Annotated in this window: 18 protein-coding genes and 1 pseudogene; 14 read left to right on the forward strand and 5 right to left on the reverse strand. The window is 74.6% G+C overall.

The window, feature by feature from the left end; translation table 11 throughout:
- Positions 1-3: 3 nt before the first annotated feature.
- Positions 4-2208, forward strand: coding sequence for a hypothetical protein (locus tag WBK50_RS30915; protein WP_341338942.1), 2205 nt, complete (start codon positions 4-6; stop codon positions 2206-2208).
- Positions 2209-2224: 16 nt separating this feature from the next.
- Here the strand turns inward: WBK50_RS30915 and WBK50_RS30920 are convergent, their stop codons facing one another.
- Entirely contained in the window at positions 2225-3118 is an 894-nt protein-coding gene (locus tag WBK50_RS30920) for a Gfo/Idh/MocA family protein (RefSeq protein ID WP_341338943.1), read from the reverse strand.
- A 406-nt stretch (positions 3119-3524) separates the two neighbouring features.
- Here WBK50_RS30920 and WBK50_RS30925 point away from each other — a divergent pair, with 406 nt between their 5' ends.
- The gene (locus WBK50_RS30925; RefSeq protein ID WP_341338944.1) at positions 3525-4046 is read left to right on the forward strand and encodes a hypothetical protein; all 522 of its coding nucleotides are present in this window, start codon (positions 3525-3527) and stop codon (positions 4044-4046) included.
- On the forward strand, positions 4043-4873 hold the full coding sequence (locus WBK50_RS30930) for an MBL fold metallo-hydrolase (RefSeq protein WP_341338945.1): 831 nt from the start codon (positions 4043-4045) through the stop codon (positions 4871-4873). The genes WBK50_RS30925 and WBK50_RS30930 overlap by 4 nt, the downstream gene beginning before the upstream one ends.
- Here the strand turns inward: WBK50_RS30930 and WBK50_RS30935 are convergent.
- The 3 genes from WBK50_RS30935 to WBK50_RS30945 form a co-directional block, all read right to left on the reverse strand.
- Positions 4870-6114, reverse strand: coding sequence for an MFS transporter (locus tag WBK50_RS30935; RefSeq protein WP_341338946.1), 1245 nt, complete (start codon positions 6112-6114; stop codon positions 4870-4872). The genes WBK50_RS30930 and WBK50_RS30935 overlap by 4 nt on opposite strands.
- A 66-nt stretch (positions 6115-6180) precedes the next feature.
- The gene (locus WBK50_RS30940) at positions 6181-6855 is read right to left on the reverse strand and encodes a Crp/Fnr family transcriptional regulator (RefSeq protein ID WP_297504038.1); all 675 of its coding nucleotides are present in this window, start codon (positions 6853-6855) and stop codon (positions 6181-6183) included.
- A gap of 177 nt (positions 6856-7032) precedes the next feature.
- Positions 7033-7281 carry a hypothetical protein gene (locus tag WBK50_RS30945; RefSeq protein ID WP_341338947.1) on the reverse strand — a complete coding sequence of 83 codons (249 nt, stop codon included), beginning with the start codon at positions 7279-7281 and terminating at the stop codon, positions 7033-7035.
- A gap of 210 nt (positions 7282-7491) precedes the next feature.
- Between WBK50_RS30945 and nth the strand changes: the two genes are divergently transcribed.
- The 6 genes from nth (at position 7492) to WBK50_RS30975 (ending at position 12728) form a co-directional block, all read left to right on the forward strand.
- Positions 7492-8253 carry an endonuclease III gene (gene nth, locus WBK50_RS30950; RefSeq protein WP_445942412.1) on the forward strand — a complete coding sequence of 254 codons (762 nt, stop codon included), beginning with the start codon at positions 7492-7494 and terminating at the stop codon, positions 8251-8253.
- Positions 8254-8637: 384 nt separating this feature from the next.
- The gene (locus WBK50_RS30955; RefSeq protein ID WP_341338948.1) at positions 8638-8880 is read left to right on the forward strand and encodes a hypothetical protein; all 243 of its coding nucleotides are present in this window, start codon (positions 8638-8640) and stop codon (positions 8878-8880) included.
- Entirely contained in the window at positions 8877-9626 is a 750-nt protein-coding gene (locus WBK50_RS30960) for an NUDIX hydrolase (RefSeq protein ID WP_341338949.1), read from the forward strand. Before WBK50_RS30955 ends, WBK50_RS30960 begins: the two co-directional genes overlap by 4 nt.
- Before the next feature lie 86 nt (positions 9627-9712).
- Positions 9713-10909, forward strand: a complete 1197-nt coding sequence (locus tag WBK50_RS30965; protein ID WP_341338950.1) for a MarP family serine protease — start codon at positions 9713-9715, stop codon at positions 10907-10909.
- A gap of 90 nt (positions 10910-10999) precedes the next feature.
- Positions 11000-11892 (forward strand): IS5 family transposase gene (locus tag WBK50_RS30970; protein WP_445942244.1). Its coding sequence is split into 2 segments (ribosomal slippage): positions 11000-11375 and positions 11375-11892, totalling 894 coding nucleotides; the frame shifts between segments, so codons are not numbered across the junction.
- 95 nt (positions 11893-11987) lie between these two features.
- Positions 11988-12728, forward strand: coding sequence for a DUF4352 domain-containing protein (locus WBK50_RS30975; RefSeq protein ID WP_341338951.1), 741 nt, complete (start codon positions 11988-11990; stop codon positions 12726-12728).
- A gap of 262 nt (positions 12729-12990) precedes the next feature.
- Here WBK50_RS30975 and WBK50_RS30980 read toward each other — a convergent pair whose 3' ends face one another.
- Complete coding sequence (locus tag WBK50_RS30980; protein ID WP_341338952.1) at positions 12991-14271, reverse strand: adenylosuccinate synthase; 1281 nt, start codon at positions 14269-14271, stop codon at positions 12991-12993.
- A gap of 43 nt (positions 14272-14314) precedes the next feature.
- Between WBK50_RS30980 and WBK50_RS30985 the strand changes: the two genes are divergently transcribed.
- The 5 genes and pseudogenes from WBK50_RS30985 to WBK50_RS31010 all read left to right on the forward strand — a co-directional run bounded on the left by WBK50_RS30985 (position 14315) and on the right by WBK50_RS31010 (position 16589).
- Positions 14315-15010: a hypothetical protein gene (locus tag WBK50_RS30985; protein WP_341338953.1), complete on the forward strand. Its 696-nt coding sequence runs from the start codon at positions 14315-14317 to the stop codon at positions 15008-15010.
- An 88-nt stretch (positions 15011-15098) separates the two neighbouring features.
- Positions 15099-15401, forward strand: coding sequence for an urease subunit gamma (locus WBK50_RS30990; RefSeq protein ID WP_341338954.1), 303 nt, complete (start codon positions 15099-15101; stop codon positions 15399-15401).
- Positions 15401-15778 carry an urease subunit beta gene (locus tag WBK50_RS30995; RefSeq protein WP_341338955.1) on the forward strand — a complete coding sequence of 126 codons (378 nt, stop codon included), beginning with the start codon at positions 15401-15403 and terminating at the stop codon, positions 15776-15778. Before WBK50_RS30990 ends, WBK50_RS30995 begins: the two co-directional genes overlap by 1 nt.
- Positions 15775-16142 (forward strand): annotated as a pseudogene (gene ureC, locus WBK50_RS31000) (urease subunit alpha); the annotation flags it as partial. The gene WBK50_RS30995 and the pseudogene ureC, both read left to right, overlap by 4 nt.
- 234 nt (positions 16143-16376) lie before the next feature.
- The gene (locus WBK50_RS31010) at positions 16377-16589 is read left to right on the forward strand and encodes a hypothetical protein (RefSeq protein ID WP_341339606.1); all 213 of its coding nucleotides are present in this window, start codon (positions 16377-16379) and stop codon (positions 16587-16589) included.
- The last annotated feature ends 20 nt before the right edge of the window (positions 16590-16609 follow it).

The raw sequence follows: 16609 nt of genomic DNA on the forward strand, positions 1-16609 counted from the left end.
CAGTTGCCGCGGCTTCCCGAGGAGCTCGACTCCGCGTCGGCCCGGCCCGGCTCACCGTCCGGGCGTGACGGCGCGGCGCCGCGCGGGCTCCGGACACCCGTGCCGGGTCGTGACGAGCAGCCCGAGGTCTCGGGCCCGCCGGACACCGGCCCGCAGGCGCTGCCGTCCCGGACCCCGCGTCCCGCCCCCGTGCCGCGCATCGGGCCGCCGCTGTCGGTGGTCCCACCCGCGCCGGAGCGCCACGGCGCCCGCCCCGAGCCGGAGAGCCGGGCGGACGACGTGGACGCGCTCGGCGGCCCGCCGGACCGACCCCTCCTGGAGCCGCTGCTCGAACCGACGGACGAGTCCGCACCCCCGGTCGCGCCCGGCCCGGCCCCGGCGCCCGGTGCAAGGGAGCCCGGTGCGCGCGCGGCCTCCTGGGCCGCGGACTGGGCATCCGGGGACTGGGCCATGCCCGACGGCGGACGCCGGCGCCCGGACGTGCCGGCGCCGGAGGCACCTGCGGCCGCGGAGCCCGTCCCGAGCACCGTTAAGCCGGCCGTGCCCGAGCCCGAATGCCCCGCAGCGGAGGCGTCGGCGGACGACGTGCCGGCCGACGACGACCAGGCCGTGGACGGCGCCGAGGATCACGGCGTCCCGGACGACGCGCCGTACGGCCGCCGCGCCGCCGTCGACGGCAACCCGACGCTGCGTCCCCTCCCCGGTGGACGGCGACGGGCCCGGCACCGCTCGGACGTCACGGACACGACGCCCCAGGGCCTGCCCGCGCCGCGGCCCGTCCCGCGGCCGTCGTCCCGGGGCGGGGCCGGCCGGCCCGAGGACGCCGCGCCGCGCCCGGCCGAGCAGGTCGACGCGCCCGCGGCGGATCTGTCGGAGGCGCCCGCGCAGGACGTCCTGTTCGGCGGGAGCTCGGCGGACGACCGCCCGGCCGCCGGGCACCGGGCCGACGCGCCGGACCGTCCCCACCGCGCCTCGGAGCCGGACCACCTCTTCGGGCCCCTCCCCGGGTCGGAGCCCGAGGCGGACGCCGGGGACGTGGACCCGGGCGCGAGCTGGCCGGGCCTCGAAGGCCCGGCGGGCACCCGGCCCGATCCCGCCCGGCCCGAGCACACCGATCCCGACCACCGGCACGACGACCACGGCCCGGACGACCACGGCGGGGCTGAGGCCCCGGGGCCCCTCGGCGAGGAGCACGGCGGCGAGCCTCCGGCACCGGAGCCCCGGCGCCGTCGCGAGCCGGAGCCCGAGCGGCCAGACTTCGACAGGCCCGCCTACGACCGGTCCGCCTTCAGCCGTCCCGCGTTCGGTGGTCCGCCGCCCGGGGAGGCACCCGGCTCGCTCTTCGGCGAGTCGTCGGAACGGCCACCCGGGGCGGGCCGCAGCCGCCGCTCGTGGACCGGCCAGCAGGGCCCCCGGCACGTCGGCCGGGATCGCGTCGGCGACGACGGGCCCGGTGGCGACACCTTCGGCGGAGAGCGCTTCGGGGGCGAGGAGTTTGGCGGGGAGAGGTTCGGGGGCGAGGGGTTCGGCGCCGAGAATCCCGGTGACCGGCCTCGGAACACGAGCCCGGACCGCACCCGCCCGGGTGGCGCCGGGCCGCGCGACAGCCGGCCCGACGCCTCCGGGGAACCCGCGGCCTCGACCGGACCGGGCGGTCACGCCGACCTCCGCTCCCCCGTGTCCGACGGCCCGGTGGCCGAACCGAACGGCGCCGGACCCGGCGGACACGCCGAGGTGCGCACCCCGGACCCCGAGGGTCCGGCCGGCACCGGCCCCCGGGAGTCCCGCCGCGCCACCCCGGGAGTCCCGCGCACCGAGGGCCCGGCCGGCCCCGGTCCCGGCGAGTTCCGCCGCAACACCCCGGACGCCCCGCCCACCGACGCCCGGGGCGGCACCCCCTGGCCGGCCGACCCCGCGGACACCCGTCAGGACACCGCCCCCGCCGCCCCGCGGCCCGCGCCGGGCGAGGAGCCGTCGGCGGAGGCGCTGGCCGCGCTGTCCGGCCGTGAGCGGGAGCTGCTCCGCCGTCTCCAGGAGGAGCTGGCGTCCCGCGAGCGCCCGCCTGCCCGGGACACCGGGCCGTACCCCGGCCCGTCCCGCCAGGGTGCCCGTCCGCAGCAGGCCCACCCGGGCTCGGAGGCCGGGCAGAACGGCCACCGCAACGGGCACGCCCAGGGCCACCCGCTCGGGCCGCCGGACATCGCCTGAGCCGAGGATCCCGAGGTCAGGAGCCGGACGCGCGCTGCACCGCGGCCAGCACCCGCTGGAGGTGCAGCGCGCGCCGGGCGCTCTGCGGGCCGTCGACGCGGCCGGCGCGGACCGCGTCGACGAACTCGTCGAGCAGCACGCCGTAGCAGGCCACCGGGTCCGCCGGACGGGTCGCGAGGACGTGCCGGCCGGCCGCGCCGAAGGCCGTCACCTCGACCTCGGTGGGGTCCACCGGCAGCCGCAGGGACAGCGTCACCGTGCTGTGTGCGCCGCCCGCGTGGACGAGGCCGAAGCGCCAGAGGTCCGGCGTGTCGAGGCGCGCCCACTCGACGTCCCGCACCTCGCCCAGCGCGGCGTCGAGCAGGTCCACGACGTGCGGCCCGATGTCCATGAGGGCGCCGCGCTCGGCGCGCCAGCCGGAACCCGCGTAGGGGCCGCCCAGGAGCGCCCCGGAGAGCCAGCGCGCCGACCCGACGGTGTCGGCGCCGGCGGGGTCGCCGGAGAGGCCGGCCAGCCAGCCGCGCACCGTCGGGTCGAACCGCAGCGTGAGCATCGTCGTCGAGCAGACCCCGGCGGCCGAGACGGCCGCCTCGACCTGCTCCGCCGCGGGCAGGGAGTCCGCGAGCGGCTTGTCCAGCACGAGGTGCCTCCCGGCGGCGGCGGCCCGCGGCGCGAGCTCGCCCTGGACCTGCGGCGGAACGGCGAAGGCGACGGCGTCGACCGCGTCGAGCAGCGCCTCGAAGCTCCCGAACGCCTCCCCGCCGTGCTCCGCGACGAGCTCCCGGGCCGCTTCCGGCCGCCGCGTCCACACCCCGGCGAGCTCGGTCCGTGGATGTCCGGCGAGGCCCGGCGCGTGCACCCGGCGGCCCCACGGCCCGGCTCCGACGAGCCCGATTCGCAACTGGTCCACGCGGACATCGTGCCGGTCGGAGCGTGGCGTCGTTCACGCCGCACGCGCCGGACGTCGCGCTTCGCATGGCTTATGGTCCGAAGGTGAGCACCGAGGATGTCACCGCCGACACGCCTGCGACACCGGTCGCCCCCCGACCTGCCGCCACCGTCCTGCTGCTGAGGGACCACCCGAACCCGCCCGCCGGCCGCAGCCCGCTGCAGGTGTTCCTGCAGCGGCGCGTGCCGCAGATGGCGTTCGCCGCCGGCATGACCGTCTTCCCCGGCGGCAGCGTCGACCCGTCCGACGTCCCGGACGCGGACGGCTGGGCGGGTCCCTCGCCCGAGGCCTGGGCCGAGACGATCGGCGTCCCCGCGGACCTCGCCGGCGGGACCGTCTCCGCCGCCGTCCGCGAGACGTTCGAGGAATGCGGCGTGCTCCTGGCCGGCCCCCCGGGGCGCCTCCCCTGGCCCCACAACCGCAGGCCGCACAGTGGCGGGCGGACCTCGCCGCGCACCGCCGCCCGCTCGCCGACGTGCTGTCCGAGGCCGGGTTCGTGCTCCGCTCGGACCTGCTGCGCGTCTGGTCCCGGTGGATCACCCCACCCGGGCCGTCCCGCCGCTACGACACGGTCTTCTTCGTGACCCTCGTGCCGGAGGGCCAGGAGGCGGACGCGCTGACGACCGAGGCCGTCGAGGCGGGCTGGTGGCATCCGGCCGAGGCGTTCGAGCGCCGCGACGCCGGCGAGATCGAGCTGATGATCCCGACCACGCGGACGCTCGAGGACATGGCGACGTTCGAACGGGCCGCGGACGTCGTCGCGGCGGCCGAGCAGCGGACGATCGTCGCGATCCGGCCGGAGGTCAGGAGACGGAACGGCCGGATCGTGATCGCCGTCGAGGGTCAGCCGGACTTCACCGGCCCGATCCCGGAGGCGGAGCTCCGATGACCCCGCCCGGCGCGACGCCCCCGCCCGTCGGCCGCGTCGACCATCCCGCGTACGGGGTGCTGCGGCCGGTCACGGCCCTGGCGTCGGTCCTGCTCGCGGAGAACCCGTCGCCCATGACCCTCGACGGGACGAACACCTGGGTGCTGCGTGCGCCGGGCGTCGAGGAGTGCGTCGTGGTCGACCCGGGCGAGGAGGACGACGAGGAGCACCTCCGCCGCGTCGCCGAGCAGGGTCCCGTCGCGCGGATCCTGCTGACCCACCGGCACCCGGACCACGCGGGCGCGGCGCGCCGCTTCGCCGAGCTGACGGGCGCGCCGGTGCAGGCGCTGGACCCGACGCTCGTCCTGGGCTCGGAGGCTCTGGGCGACGGCGACGTGGTGGCCGCGGCCGGGGTGGAGCTCCGGGTCGTCGCGACGCCGGGACACACGTCGGACTCGATCTCGTTCCTGCTCGCCGGCCCGGGCGGCGGCACCCCGTCGGTTCTCACCGGGGACACGATCCTGGGCCGGGGGACCACCGTCATCGCGCATCCGGACGGCGCGCTGGGGCCGTACCTCGACTCGTTGAAGGCCCTCGCGGAGCTGCCGCCCGGTACCGCCGTGCTCCCCGGCCACGGTCCGGACCTCGCCGACGCACCGGCCGTCGCGGCGCAGTACCTCGCGCACCGGGAACAGCGCCTCGACCAGGTCCTGGCCGCACTGAAGGCGCTGCCGGAGGGGGCGACCCCGCGCGAGGTCGTCGAGACGGTGTACGCGGACGTCGACGAGAAGCTGTGGCCCGCCGCGGAACTCTCCGTCAAGGCCCAGCTCGAGTACCTGCGGAGCTAGACGGCCGCGGCGACGGGCGCCGGATCCGGCGTCCGCACCGTGCGACGGCGGAACCACAGGACCGTCGCCACGACCAGGCCGCCGAGACCACCCGCGACGAACGCCGCCGCCGGGCCCGACGCCTCCACCGCGACCCCCGCGACGGACTGCCCGAGCGCGATCCCGAGCGTCGCCGCCGTGACCACCCAGCCGAAGGCCTCCGTGGCGCTGCCGCCCGGGGCGACGAGCTCGACGCCCAGCGAGTGCCCCGTGACCTGCGGCGTGATCAGCCCGCCGGCCAGCAGCATGGTCAGGACCAGCAGGACGAGCGAGCCGCTCGCACCCGCCACGGACATCAGCACCGCCAGCGCGCCGAACGTCGCCATCAGGACCGGGATCCGCAGGTACAGCGGACGCGGCCACGGCCGCATGCCGTAGAGCAGCCCGACGAGCACGGACGTGACCGACCACGCGGAGAGCAGCACCCCGCCGAGCGACGGCGAGCCGAGCGCCGACGCCACGGCCGGGACACCCACCTCGACCGAGCCGATGACCAGGCCGAACCCGAGCGACGCGAGCGCGACCGTGAGCATGCCCGGGTTGGCGATGACGCCGACGACGCCGGAGAGCCCGCCGCCGGATGCGGCCCGCGGCGCGGGCCGGGTCGTCCGGACCGGACGGCACAGCGCGAACGCCACGGAGCCGACGACCATCGCGGACGAGGCGACGACCAGGCCGGTCCCGGACCACGGCGCCGTCACGAGGAACGCGGCGAGCGCCGGGCCGAGGATGAAGAAGACCTCGAGGCTGATGGCCTCGTAGCTGTACGCCGCCTCACGACGTGGCCCGGCCGGCACCAGCTCTGTCCACAGCGCACGGGAGGCCCCGGGCATCGCGGGCTGGGTGAAGCCGGTGAGCACGGCCAGCGGGATCAGCGCGAGGAGCGGCGCGCCGCTCTCGATCGATACGACGAGGCCGGCCGCGGCCAGCGCGAACAGGGCCGCGACCAGCAGCAGTACCTGCGACGGGCCGCGCCGGTCCATCGCCCGGCCCTGGACCACCGAGCCGACCGAGACACCGATCAGCGAGCCTGCCGACACGGCACCGGCCACCGCGAACGAACCGCTCTCGCGCTGCACGTAGAGCAGCGTGGCCAGGCTGAACATGGCGATGGGCAGCCTGGCGAGGGCGGACGCGAGCACCGGAACGACCGCGCCTGGTACGGAGACGGCGGCGCGGTAGTCGGACAGCGAGACGGACACGACCCGAGGGTCGCACAGTCTGGTACGGCCGTACCAGTTGTTTAAGGGCCAGGTCCGTCACAGGCCCTAACGGGCGCGGCGGGCCAGCCGCTCGGGCTCGAGGATCAGCACGCTCTTGCCCTCGAGCCGCAGCCAGCCGCGGTGCGCGAAGTCCGCGAGCGCCTTGTTCACGGTCTCCCGCGAGGCGCCGACGAGCTGCGCGATCTCCTCCTGCGTGAGGTCGTGCGTGACCCGCAGCAGGCCGGACTCCTGGGAGCCGAACTGGCGCGCGAGCTGCAGCAGCGACTTCGCGACACGGCCGGGGACGTCGGTGAAGATGAGGTCCGCGAGCATGTTGTTCGTGCGGCGCAGCCGACGGGCGAGCACGCGCAGCAACTGCTCGGCGATCTCCGGGCGCTTCCCGATCCACTCGCGCAGGGCGGAGCGGTCCATCGTGTAGGCACGGACCTCGGTGACGGCCGTGGCCGACGACGTGCGCGGGCCCGGGTCGAAGATCGAGAGCTCCCCGAACATGTCCGACGGACCGGCCACCATCAGCAGGTTCTCGCGGCCGTCCGGGGACTTGCGGCCGATCTTCACCTTGCCACTGCCGATGATGTACAGCCGGTCACCGGGCTCACCTTCACTGAAGATGACGTGCCCGCGCGGAAACTCCACGGGCTCCAGTGTCTGGGCCAGCACCTCAGCGGCGTGGGGTTCCACGCCCTGGAAGATCCCAGCCCGGATCAGAACATCGTCCACAACCCTGCTCCTCGTCCACCCGGCCACAGCGCGGCGGGTCATCGGCGCGCCAGTCTAGGGGGTCGTTCCGCACAGTGTGACGAGACAGGGCATACAAACCGCGCTCGAACGGAGGAATCGTGCTGGCGGACCGACCCGAACGGCCCCCCGCCCGGTCGATCATCGCGACCGATCGGGCTACTGCGATACCTTACTCCGCCTGGCCGGGCGCCTGGCGCCCCGGTTCCGCAGACGGAACAGCTCCAGAGCGCGGCCGGTTCCCTGCCGGAACAGCGCACGCAGCTCGTCCGGGCGGGGCTGCTCGAGCATCTCGTCGAGCTCATCCTGACGCAGGGTGGACTCCCGCAGCCGGGACTCGACGCGCTCCATTCCGAGCGCGAAGAACATCACCAGCAGCGGCACGAGGACGGACAACCAGGCAGTCATGTCCCCTCGATAATCGCGCACCGGCGGCGGGACCCGCCCGGCGGGGTCCGCGGCGCGCCGCGGCCGATACGCATTCGTGACGTTCGCCCTCGTCGGCACCGGGGCTGACGGGGACCGTCGGTGCGCGCCCGTACTCTCGGTCGGGTGACCACCCCGACACCCGGGACAACTCTCGGCAACCGACGTCCCACCCGCCGCGAGGTCGCGAAGCTGGCCGCCCGCATCGCGGCCGGGGAGAGCGACCTGGGCCGCGCCCGGCGCGTCGCCCGGACGTTGCGCGCCCTCGCCGTCGCCTACCCGGACGCGTACTGCGAGCTCGATTTCACGAACCCGCTCGAGCTCGCCGTCGCCACCATCCTGTCGGCCCAGTCCACCGACAAGAAGATCAACGAGGTCACGCCGGCGGTGTTCGCCCGCTACCGCACGGCGGCGGACTACGCGCAGGCGGACCGCACGGAGCTGGAGGAGCTGCTCCGCCCGACCGGCTTCTACCGGAACAAGGCGGCATCGCTGATGGGGCTGGGGGCCGCCGTCGTCGAGCGGTTCGGCGGCGAGCTGCCCGCGAACCTCGACGATCTCGTCACCCTGCCCGGAATCGGGCGGAAGACGGCCAACGTCATCCTCGGCAACGCCTTCGGCATCCCGGGGATCAGCGTCGACACCCACTTCGGCCGGCTGGTCCGCAGGTGGGGCTGGACGGAGGAGCAGGATCCGGTCAAGGTCGAGCACGCCGTCGCCGCGCTGGTCCCGAAGCGCGACCAGACGATGGTGTCGCACCGGGTGATCTTCCACGGGCGGCGGGTGTGCCATGCGAAGAAGCCGGCCTGCGGGGTCTGCACGCTGGCGATGGACTGCCCGTCGTTCGGCGCCGGGCCCACCGAGCCGGAGGCGGCCGCCGCGCTGGTCAAGGGTCCCGAGACGCCGCACCTGCTCGAGCTGGCCGGATTCGCGCCCGCCGACGTGCGCCCGTGAGCGAGGGCGCCCGGTTCCGGGCCGGCCGCACCGAGGTCGTCACCACGGTCGTGGTCGTCCTGCTGGTGGTGCTGGGGGTCGTCGCCCTGTGGCCGCGCTCCGCCGCGCCGGAGCCGGCTGCCTCCGCGCCCGCCGCGGTGGACCTCACCGCGGTGCGCGCCGCCGCATCCCTGTCCCCCTGCCCGGCGCCCACCGGTGCCGCACCCGCGGGCCCGCTCGCCGGCGTCTCGGTGCCGTGTCTCGGGCAGGAGGGCGTCACGGACGTCGGCGCGGCCGTCGCGGGGCGGACGGTGCTGGTCAACGTCTGGGCGTCGTGGTGCGTGCCGTGCCGCCAGGAGCTTCCCGGCCCTCGCGGAGTACGCGGCCCGGCCGGACGCGGTGCCCGTGCTGCTCGTGGACGTCCAGGACCAGCCGGGCGCGGCGTTGCAGCTGCTTGCGGACGTGGGCGTGCGGCTTCCGTCGGTGACCGATCCGGACGGCGCGCTGCGTTCGGCGCTGGCCCTGCCGCCCGCGCTGCCGGCCAGCTACGTGATCCGCCCGAGCGGCGAGCCGGTCCGGGTGGACCCGCCGACGCCGTTCGCGTCGGCGGACGAGGTCGCCACCACCGTGGGGAGGCTGGGCGGATGAGCGATTCCGGGTCACAGCGCCTGTGCACCGGGCCGAGCCCGCGCGGCGAGGAAGCTCCTCGGGTCGATCCCACCCGGGCACCGGAGTTCCTCGTGCCGCTGCTGGACGGGATCCGCGGGGTCGACGCCGCCGGGCTGCTCCGCTTCCGCACGCCCCCGCCGACCGAGGGTGGCCGTCGCGCCGCGGTACTGATGCTGTTCGCGGAGGGCCCGGCCGGTCCGGACGTGCTGCTCCTCGAACGGGCCTCGACGTTGCGGAACCACGCCGGCCAGGTCGCGTTCCCGGGCGGCGGCATCGATCCCGGGGACGCCGGGCCCGTCGCGGCCGCCCTGCGCGAGGCGAAGGAGGAGACCGGGCTGGACCCCGCGGGCGTCGTCCCGCTGACCGTGCTGCCCGACCTGTTCCTGCCGCCGTCGGGTTTCGTGGTCACGCCCGTGATCGCGCACTGGCCGTCGCCGGTGCCGGTGCGCGCTGTCGACGAGGCCGAGACCGCGCGGGTCCTGCGCGTCCCGATCTCCGAGCTCACGGACCCGGCGAACCGGCTGATGGTGGCGCACCCGCGCGGCGGCCGGGGCCCGGCGTTCGACGTGGGGGGCCTGCTGGTGTGGGGGTTCACCGGTGGCCTGCTGTCCGCGCTGGTGGAGCACGCGGGCTGGGCGCGGCCGTGGGACGGTGAGCGCGTCGTCGAGCTGGGGGCCGCGTGGCAGGCGGCCCGCGAACGGGGCCGGGGCATCGCCGGAACATGATCTTCGCCCCGGTACGGTGCCGGCACGAGCAGGTGAAGGAGAGCCGCGTGAGCTTCCCGGACGAACACAGGCAGTGAGGTCACTTCGTGAGTTGGGTCGACATCGTCGTCCTCGCCCTGGCGCTCATCGCGGCGGTCTCGGGGTGGCGGCACGGCATGGCCGTCGCCCTGCTGTCGTTCGTCGGCGTGCTCGGTGGCGCGATCCTGGGCGTGCGGATCGCCCCCCTGCTCGTCTCGGGGATCCAGGCCCCCAGCACGAAGACGATCGTCAGCATCGTCGTGGTGGTCATGCTCGTCGCGCTCGGCGAGACCACCGGCGTCTACTTCGGCCGCAAGATCCGGGACCGGATCAGCGGCGAGCGCACCCTCGCGATCGACTCCACGCTCGGTTCGTTGCTGCAGGCCATCACGGTGGTCGTCGCCGCCTGGCTGGTGGCGCTGCCGCTCGCGTCGGCCAGCTTCCCGGCGCTCGCATCGAGCGTCCGGAACTCCGAGGTCCTCAAGGGCGTGGACTCGGTGATGCCGGCGGGCGCCCGCGCGCTGCCCGCCGAGCTGCGCCAGCTGCTGGACGCCTCCGGGTTCCCGGACGTGCTCAGCCCGTTCCAGTCCACCCCGATCACGCAGGTCGGCAGCCCGAACCCCGAGCTGCTGAACCTGCCGGTCGTGAGCCAGGTCCGCAGCAGCGTGCTGAAGGTCCGTGGCCGCGCGCTGTCGTGCCAACGCCAGCTCGAGGGCACCGGCTTCGTCGTGGCCCCGCAGCGGGTGATGACCAACGCGCACGTCGTCGCGGGCACCACGGACACCACCGTCGAGGTCACCACCCGCACCGGACGCATCCGCCAGCTCGACGCCCGGGTCGTCAGCTACGACCCGGAGGTCGACGTGGCGGTGCTCGCCGTCCCCGACCTGGACGCGGACCCGCTGCCCTTCAAGCCGACCCCCGCGGCCGCGGGGGACGACGCGATCATCCTCGGCTACCCGCTCGACGGTCCGTACACGATCACCGCCGCCAAGGTCCGCGAGCGCATCCAGCTCCGCGGCCCGGACATCTACGACAGCGGCACGATCACCCGGGACGTCTACACGGTGCGCGCGGTGGTCCGCTCCGGGAACTCCGGCGGCCCGATGATCACGCCGGACGGCCAGGTCGTCGGGGTCGTGTTCGGCGCGGCCCTGGACGACTCGGAGACGGGCTTCGTGCTCACCGCCCAGCAGGTCAACGCCGCGTTGGTCGCGGCCGAGAACGACACCCGGTCGGTCGACACCGGGGCCTGCGCCGCCTGACCCGCGAGCCGCGGCCCGATGGACCGAGGGACGCACGGCCTAGGGCGTGTCCTGTAAGGGATCTGAGCTGGCCTGATTGATCATGTCCCGGTGGTCGGTCGCGGCGAGCTGACAGACAAGGCGTGGGCTCGGATCGAGCCGCTGCTGCCCGCGGTGGCCGGAAACGGTCGCCACTGGCGCGACCACCGCCAGGTGATCAACGCGATCCTGTGGAAGCTCCGCACCGGAGCGCCGTGGCGGGATCTGCCCGAGCGCTACGGGCCGTGGAAGACCGCCCATGAGCGGCTGCGCCGGTGGACCGCAGACGGAACCTGGGACCGGATCCTCGACGAGGCCGTAACCAAGGACGATTCCGTAGGCGCCGTCGAGTGGACGATCAGCGTCGACTCCACCCATGTCCGGGCCCACCAGCACGCTGCCGGTGCCCGGAAAAAGGGGGCTGCACCTCGACCTGGATCGAAGACCTTGCCGTCGACGGCGAAGCCCTCGGCCGGTCCCGTGGTGGGCTGACCAGCAAGATCCACCTCGCCGTCGACGGCCGCGGGCTGCCGATGTCGGTCCTGCTCACCCCGGGCCAGGCCGGGGACAACCCACAACTGTTACCGCTGCTCGACGAGATTTCCGTGCGCCGCGACGGGCCCGGCCGCCCGCGCAAGCGCCCGGACCGAGTCGTGGCGGACAAGGCCTACTCCCACCCCTCGACCCGCGCAGCGATGCGCCGCCGCGGTATCGCGTTCACCAGCCCCGAACGCGACGACCAGATCGCCCGCCGCCACGCCAAGGGCGCCCGGGGCGGGCGCCCACCAGCCTTCGACCCGGTCGTCTACGCCGGCCGCAACGTCGTCGAGCGCTGCTTCAACCGGCTCAAACAGTTCCGCGACCTGGCCACCCGCTACGCCAAGCGCGCCGCATACTTCCGAGCCGAGATCACCATCGCCGCCACGATCCTCTGGCTCCGCCAGGACTTACAGGACACGCCCTAGTCGATACAGCCTTTCGGCTCATCAGAATTGACTACATTCCGTATGTCTACGTGCGCGCGTCGTAACAGCTCCCTCGACCCTCTCGACGAGCGGACGTGACCACTCCGCGTTCTCCCTACGGCGAGCAGCCGTACGCCCAGGCCCCTTCGGACCGGCCCGTCTACAGCCGGCTCGACTACGGTCACGCGCCTCACGGCGCACCGCAGCAGCGGCCCTACCAGCAGATCCCGCCGCAGTACCAGCCGCCCCCGCAGCCGCCGCGGTACCAGCCGCCCGCTCCGGCGCCCGAGGCGACGAAGCGGCGCAAGTGGCCGTTCGTCGCCGGCGGCATCATCCTGCTGATCCTGATCGTCTCGATCGCCGACGGCCGTGGGGAGTCGAGCGGTACAGGGGCGCCCGGCGCCTCCGACCAGGCGGCCACGGGCGGCAGCGCCGTCGCCTTCGCGGGCTCGACGTCGAACGACATCGTCGGCAACGCCGGGGACACCCTCGCCGTCGGCGACCTCAGGATCACGGCGGCCCCGCTGAAGGCCGGCGACCCGACACTCGGCGAGACCCTCTGCTCGACCGTCACCTACGTGAACACCGGCTCGGGGCAGGAGAGCTTCAACGGCGCCCTCGACTGGAAGCTGCAGGACCCCGACGGCGCGGCCCTGACGACCGGATTCACCGGCTCGAGCTCCATGCTCTCCGCCGGCCGGCTCGCGCCGGGCGGTCGGACCACCGGCGACATGTGCTTCGACGACAAGGCCGGCGCAAAGGGCCGGTACGTCCTGCTCTTCGACCCGAGGAGCTTCTCCTCGGGGCGCGGCGCCTGGATCATGCCCCGCGGCTGACCCGCACCCGAGCGCCCCTGATCCACACCGGGCAGCACGGGGTGGTCACGGTCGAGGGGCCCGAGGGTCCCGGCCCGGTAACGGCGTGACCCGTCCGGCGACGGCCGGGCGGGTCACTGCGTTCTCGGACGTGCGGGCGTCGCGGAGATCTTCGCGGCTCGGTGACGGCTCCACCGCGACTCGCGGGGCACTGGGGCCCGACTCGCGCGGTTCCGGAGCGCGACTCGCGGAGGGGCTTCGGCGGCCGGGGCCGGCTCGGCCGTCAGACGTCGCGGGTGATGGTCTGGTCCCGGCCCGGGCCGACCCCGATCGCGGAGACCGGCGCGCCGGTGAGCTCCTCGATCCGGTGCACGTAGGCCTGGGCGTTCGCCGGCAGCTCCTCGAAGGTCCGGAAGGCCGAGAGGTCCTCGAACCAGCCGGGCATCTCCTCGTAGACCGGGACGGCGTGGTGCACGTCCGTCTGGGTCATCGGCATGTCCTCGACCCGTTTGCCGTCGACCTCGTAGGCCACGCAGATCGGCACGTTGTCCAGCCCGGACAGCACGTCGAGCTTGGTGAGGAAGAAGTCCGTGATGCCGTTGACGCGGGCGGCGTAGCGGCCGACGACGGCGTCGAACCAGCCGCAGCGGCGCGGACGTCCGGTGGTGACGCCGACCTCGCCGCCGGCCTTGCGCAGGTGCTCGCCCATGGCGTCGAGCAGCTCGGTCGGGAACGGACCCGAGCCGACGCGCGTCGTGTAGGCCTTGAGGATGCCGATGACCCGCTCGATGCGGTTCGGCCCGATTCCGGAGCCGACGGCCGCGCCGCCCGCCGTCGGGTTCGAGCTGGTCACGAACGGGTAGGTGCCGTGGTCGACGTCCAGCAGGGTGCCCTGCGAGCCCTCCAGCAGGATGGTCTCGCCGGCCTCGAGCGCCTTGTTCAGCAGCAGCCGGGTGTCCGCGATGCGGTGGGTGAAGCCCTGCGCCTGGGTGAGGACGGTGTCCACGACCTCGTCGACGTCCAGCGCGCGCCGGTTGTAGACCTTCACCAGCACCTGGTTCTTGAACGCCAGGGCCGCCTCGACCTTCTGGTGCAGGATCTTCTCGTCCAGCACGTCCGCCACGCGGACGCCGACGCGGGCGACCTTGTCCTGGTAGGCCGGGCCGATCCCGCGACCGGTGGTGCCGATCTTCGCCTTGCCGAGGAAGCGTTCGGTCACCTTGTCGATGGCGATGTGGTACGGCATGATCAGATGCGCGTCCGCGCTGATCAGCAGGCCGCTGGTGTCGACGTCGCGGGCCTCGAGGCCCGCGAGCTCCTCCAGCAGGACTCCCGGGTCGACCACCACCCCGTTGCCGATCACGTTCTTGGCGCCCGGTGTGAGGATGCCCGAGGGGATGAGGTGGAGCGCGAAGTCCTGGCCGTCCGGGAGGACGACCGTGTGGCCGGCGTTGTTGCCGCCCTGGTAGCGCACCACCCATTGGACCTGGCCGCCGAGGATGTCGGTGGCCTTGCCCTTGCCCTCGTCGCCCCACTGGGCGCCGATCAGCACGATCGCCGGCATGTGACACTCCAAGTCCTGGCTAGCGGGGAGGATGACCGATCACGTGGCTTCGATCGATCAGGAACTGGTGCTGCTGACCTGCGCACGCAGGATCCGGCCCCGTTTCCCGCATTACGGTAGCCGCCCGGCCGCCGGTCCCGGACGGGTCCCCGCGGTCCTGGCCGGAGTTCCGGCCGTCGCGGTGCCCGCGAGGCCGGGCAAGGGTGACCTCGATCCGCTGTTGAAGGACGCGCCGCCGCGGCGGCTGATCGTGCTCGGCGAGGACGCGGATCTGGGATCCGTGCTGGTCAGACTGTTGCGACGGGAGCTGCTGGAGAAGGTCGAGGTGGCCTACGTGCCCGTCTCCCGGCGCTCCGCGGCGGCGGCCGCCTGGGGCCTGCCGAAGGACACCGGGCAGGCCGCCGCACTCGCGCTCGACGGCAAGGCGTCCCCGGTGCCCCTGATCCGGGACGACGTGGGCGGCGTCCTGGTCGGCCGCGGCGAGATCGGCCGGTTCCGGGGCGAGGCCTACTGCGACGACGAGCTGGTCGCCCGCGGGACGGTGCGCCGGCTGCGTGCGGCACCGGGCCCGGACGGCGTCTCGTCGATCGCGGCGAGCGGGGTGAAGGCGGCCACCGGTCGGGCCCTGCAGGTCGGGTGCGTCGAGGCGTCCGTGCTGGTCGACGGCGTGGCGCATCCCCGCACGGTGACCCGCTGGACCTGGTACCGGCACACGTCGGACTGGCTGCTCGTCCGGTGACGACGAGGTCACCGTCGGTGACCTCATCTCTGTCCGGCGAAACCTGCGCGGAATCTGTGAGCAACAAGCGGGCCGTAGAACTGTCGCCATGCACCTGAGCCCCCAGGGGCGGGACAAGCTGCTCGTCCACGTCGCGGCGGACGTGGCCCGAGCCCGCAAGGCCCGCGGCCTGCGCCTCAACCACCCGGAGGCGGTGGCCCTGATCACCGATCACGTCCTGGAGGGCGCGTGGGACGGCCGCACCGTCGTCGAGCTGATGAGCAGCGGCCGAGAGGTCCTGGGCCGTGCCGACGTCATGGACGGCATCCCCCAGATGCTGGACTCGGTGCAGGTCGAGGCCACGTTCCCGGACGGTACGAAGCTCGTCACCGTCCACTCCCCGATCGTCTGATGGCCGGCGGTGGCGGTACCCCGGACGGCTGGGCCCCCGGGCAGATCATCCCGGGCGGCGAGCCCGTCGAGCTCAACCCCGGACGCGAGCGGACCACGCTCGTCGTCTCCAACAAGGCGGACCGGCCCGTCCAGGTCGGCTCGCACTTCCACTTCGCCGCGGTCAACCCGGGCCTCGCGTTCGACCGCGAGGCCGCCTGGGGCACGCACCTCGACATCCCGGCGGGCACCTCGGTGCGGTTCGAGCCGGGCGTCGAGAAGGAGGTCACGCTCGTGCCGCTGGCCGGCGCGCGTGTGGTCCCCGGCCTGCGGGTCGAGTACTCCGGTGAGCTGGACGAGCGGGGCCCCGAGCCGACCGAGAGGACCTACGGCTCATGACGAGCGTCGAGCGCGGCCGGTACGCGGACCTCTTCGGCCCGACGACCGGCGACCGCATCCGTCTCGCGGACACCGACCTGCTCATCGAGGTCACCGAGGACCGCAGCCGCGGCGCCGCCTCGGGCGACGAGGTGTTGTTCGGCGGGGGCAAGGTCATCCGCGAGTCCATGGGGCAGTCCGCGGTCACCTCCGCCCAGGGCGCCCCCGACCTGGTGATCACCGGCGCCGTCGTGCTGGACCACTGGGGCGTCGTCAAGGCGGACGTCGGGATCACGGACGGCCCGTCGGCATCGGCAAGGCCGGCAAGCCGGACACGATGGACGGCATCGACCCCGCGCTGGTCATCGGCCCGTCCACCGAGGTGAACTGGTCGGGGCGGCCTTCGCGGCGGCTTCGGCGGTCCGGGCGGCTGACGCCGGAGCCGCTCAAGCGTCAACCAGCGCCGCTTGCGCCACTCGAGCGGCGACCTGGGCCGAGCTGGACGGGGAGCTCGACGCGCGCACGCCGTCGGTCGCGCAGCGGAACGCGTCGCGGGCACTGGGGCGGGGCACGCTGCGCCCCCCTCGGGCGGTCGGCCGCTCATCTCGCCGGGCGGCGGGTGCTCGGTACCGAGGTGCTGATCTGGGGCGACGACCCCGGGTCCGGCGTCGCGGGGGACTGGTGGTCGCTCACCCCACTCGCCCGACGCGGCTCGCTCGCCACGGCCGTCGGGCCGGATGCCGTGGTCGCGCAGCGCGGGCTCGCCGAAGCCGTCGCGGCGCATCCCGGCTGGACGAACGCGGTGCTCGCGCCCGCACCCGTCCTCCGCTAGAGGCTTCTAGCCCCGTATCG

It is taken from the genome of Pseudonocardia sp. T1-2H (assembly GCF_038039215.1).
Classification (GTDB): Bacteria; Actinomycetota; Actinomycetes; order Mycobacteriales; family Pseudonocardiaceae; genus Pseudonocardia.

What these genes read in the sequence shown, in the direction of transcription:
- WBK50_RS30925 (WP_341338944.1), top strand. Translation starts at nt 3,525, where the DNA reads ATGCGGCGTGCTCCTGGCCGGCCCCCCGGGGCGCCTCCCCTGGCCCCA.
- WBK50_RS30930 (WP_341338945.1), top strand. Translation starts at nt 4,043, where the DNA reads ATGACCCCGCCCGGCGCGACGCCCCCGCCCGTCGGCCGCGTCGACCAT.
- WBK50_RS30945 (WP_341338947.1), bottom strand. Translation starts at nt 7,281, where the DNA reads ATGACTGCCTGGTTGTCCGTCCTCGTGCCGCTGCTGGTGATGTTCTTC.
- WBK50_RS30960 (WP_341338949.1), top strand. Translation starts at nt 8,877, where the DNA reads ATGAGCGATTCCGGGTCACAGCGCCTGTGCACCGGGCCGAGCCCGCGC.
- WBK50_RS30980 (WP_341338952.1), bottom strand. Translation starts at nt 14,271, where the DNA reads ATGCCGGCGATCGTGCTGATCGGCGCCCAGTGGGGCGACGAGGGCAAG.
- WBK50_RS30990 (WP_341338954.1), top strand. Translation starts at nt 15,099, where the DNA reads ATGCACCTGAGCCCCCAGGGGCGGGACAAGCTGCTCGTCCACGTCGCG.
- WBK50_RS30995 (WP_341338955.1), top strand. Translation starts at nt 15,401, where the DNA reads ATGGCCGGCGGTGGCGGTACCCCGGACGGCTGGGCCCCCGGGCAGATC.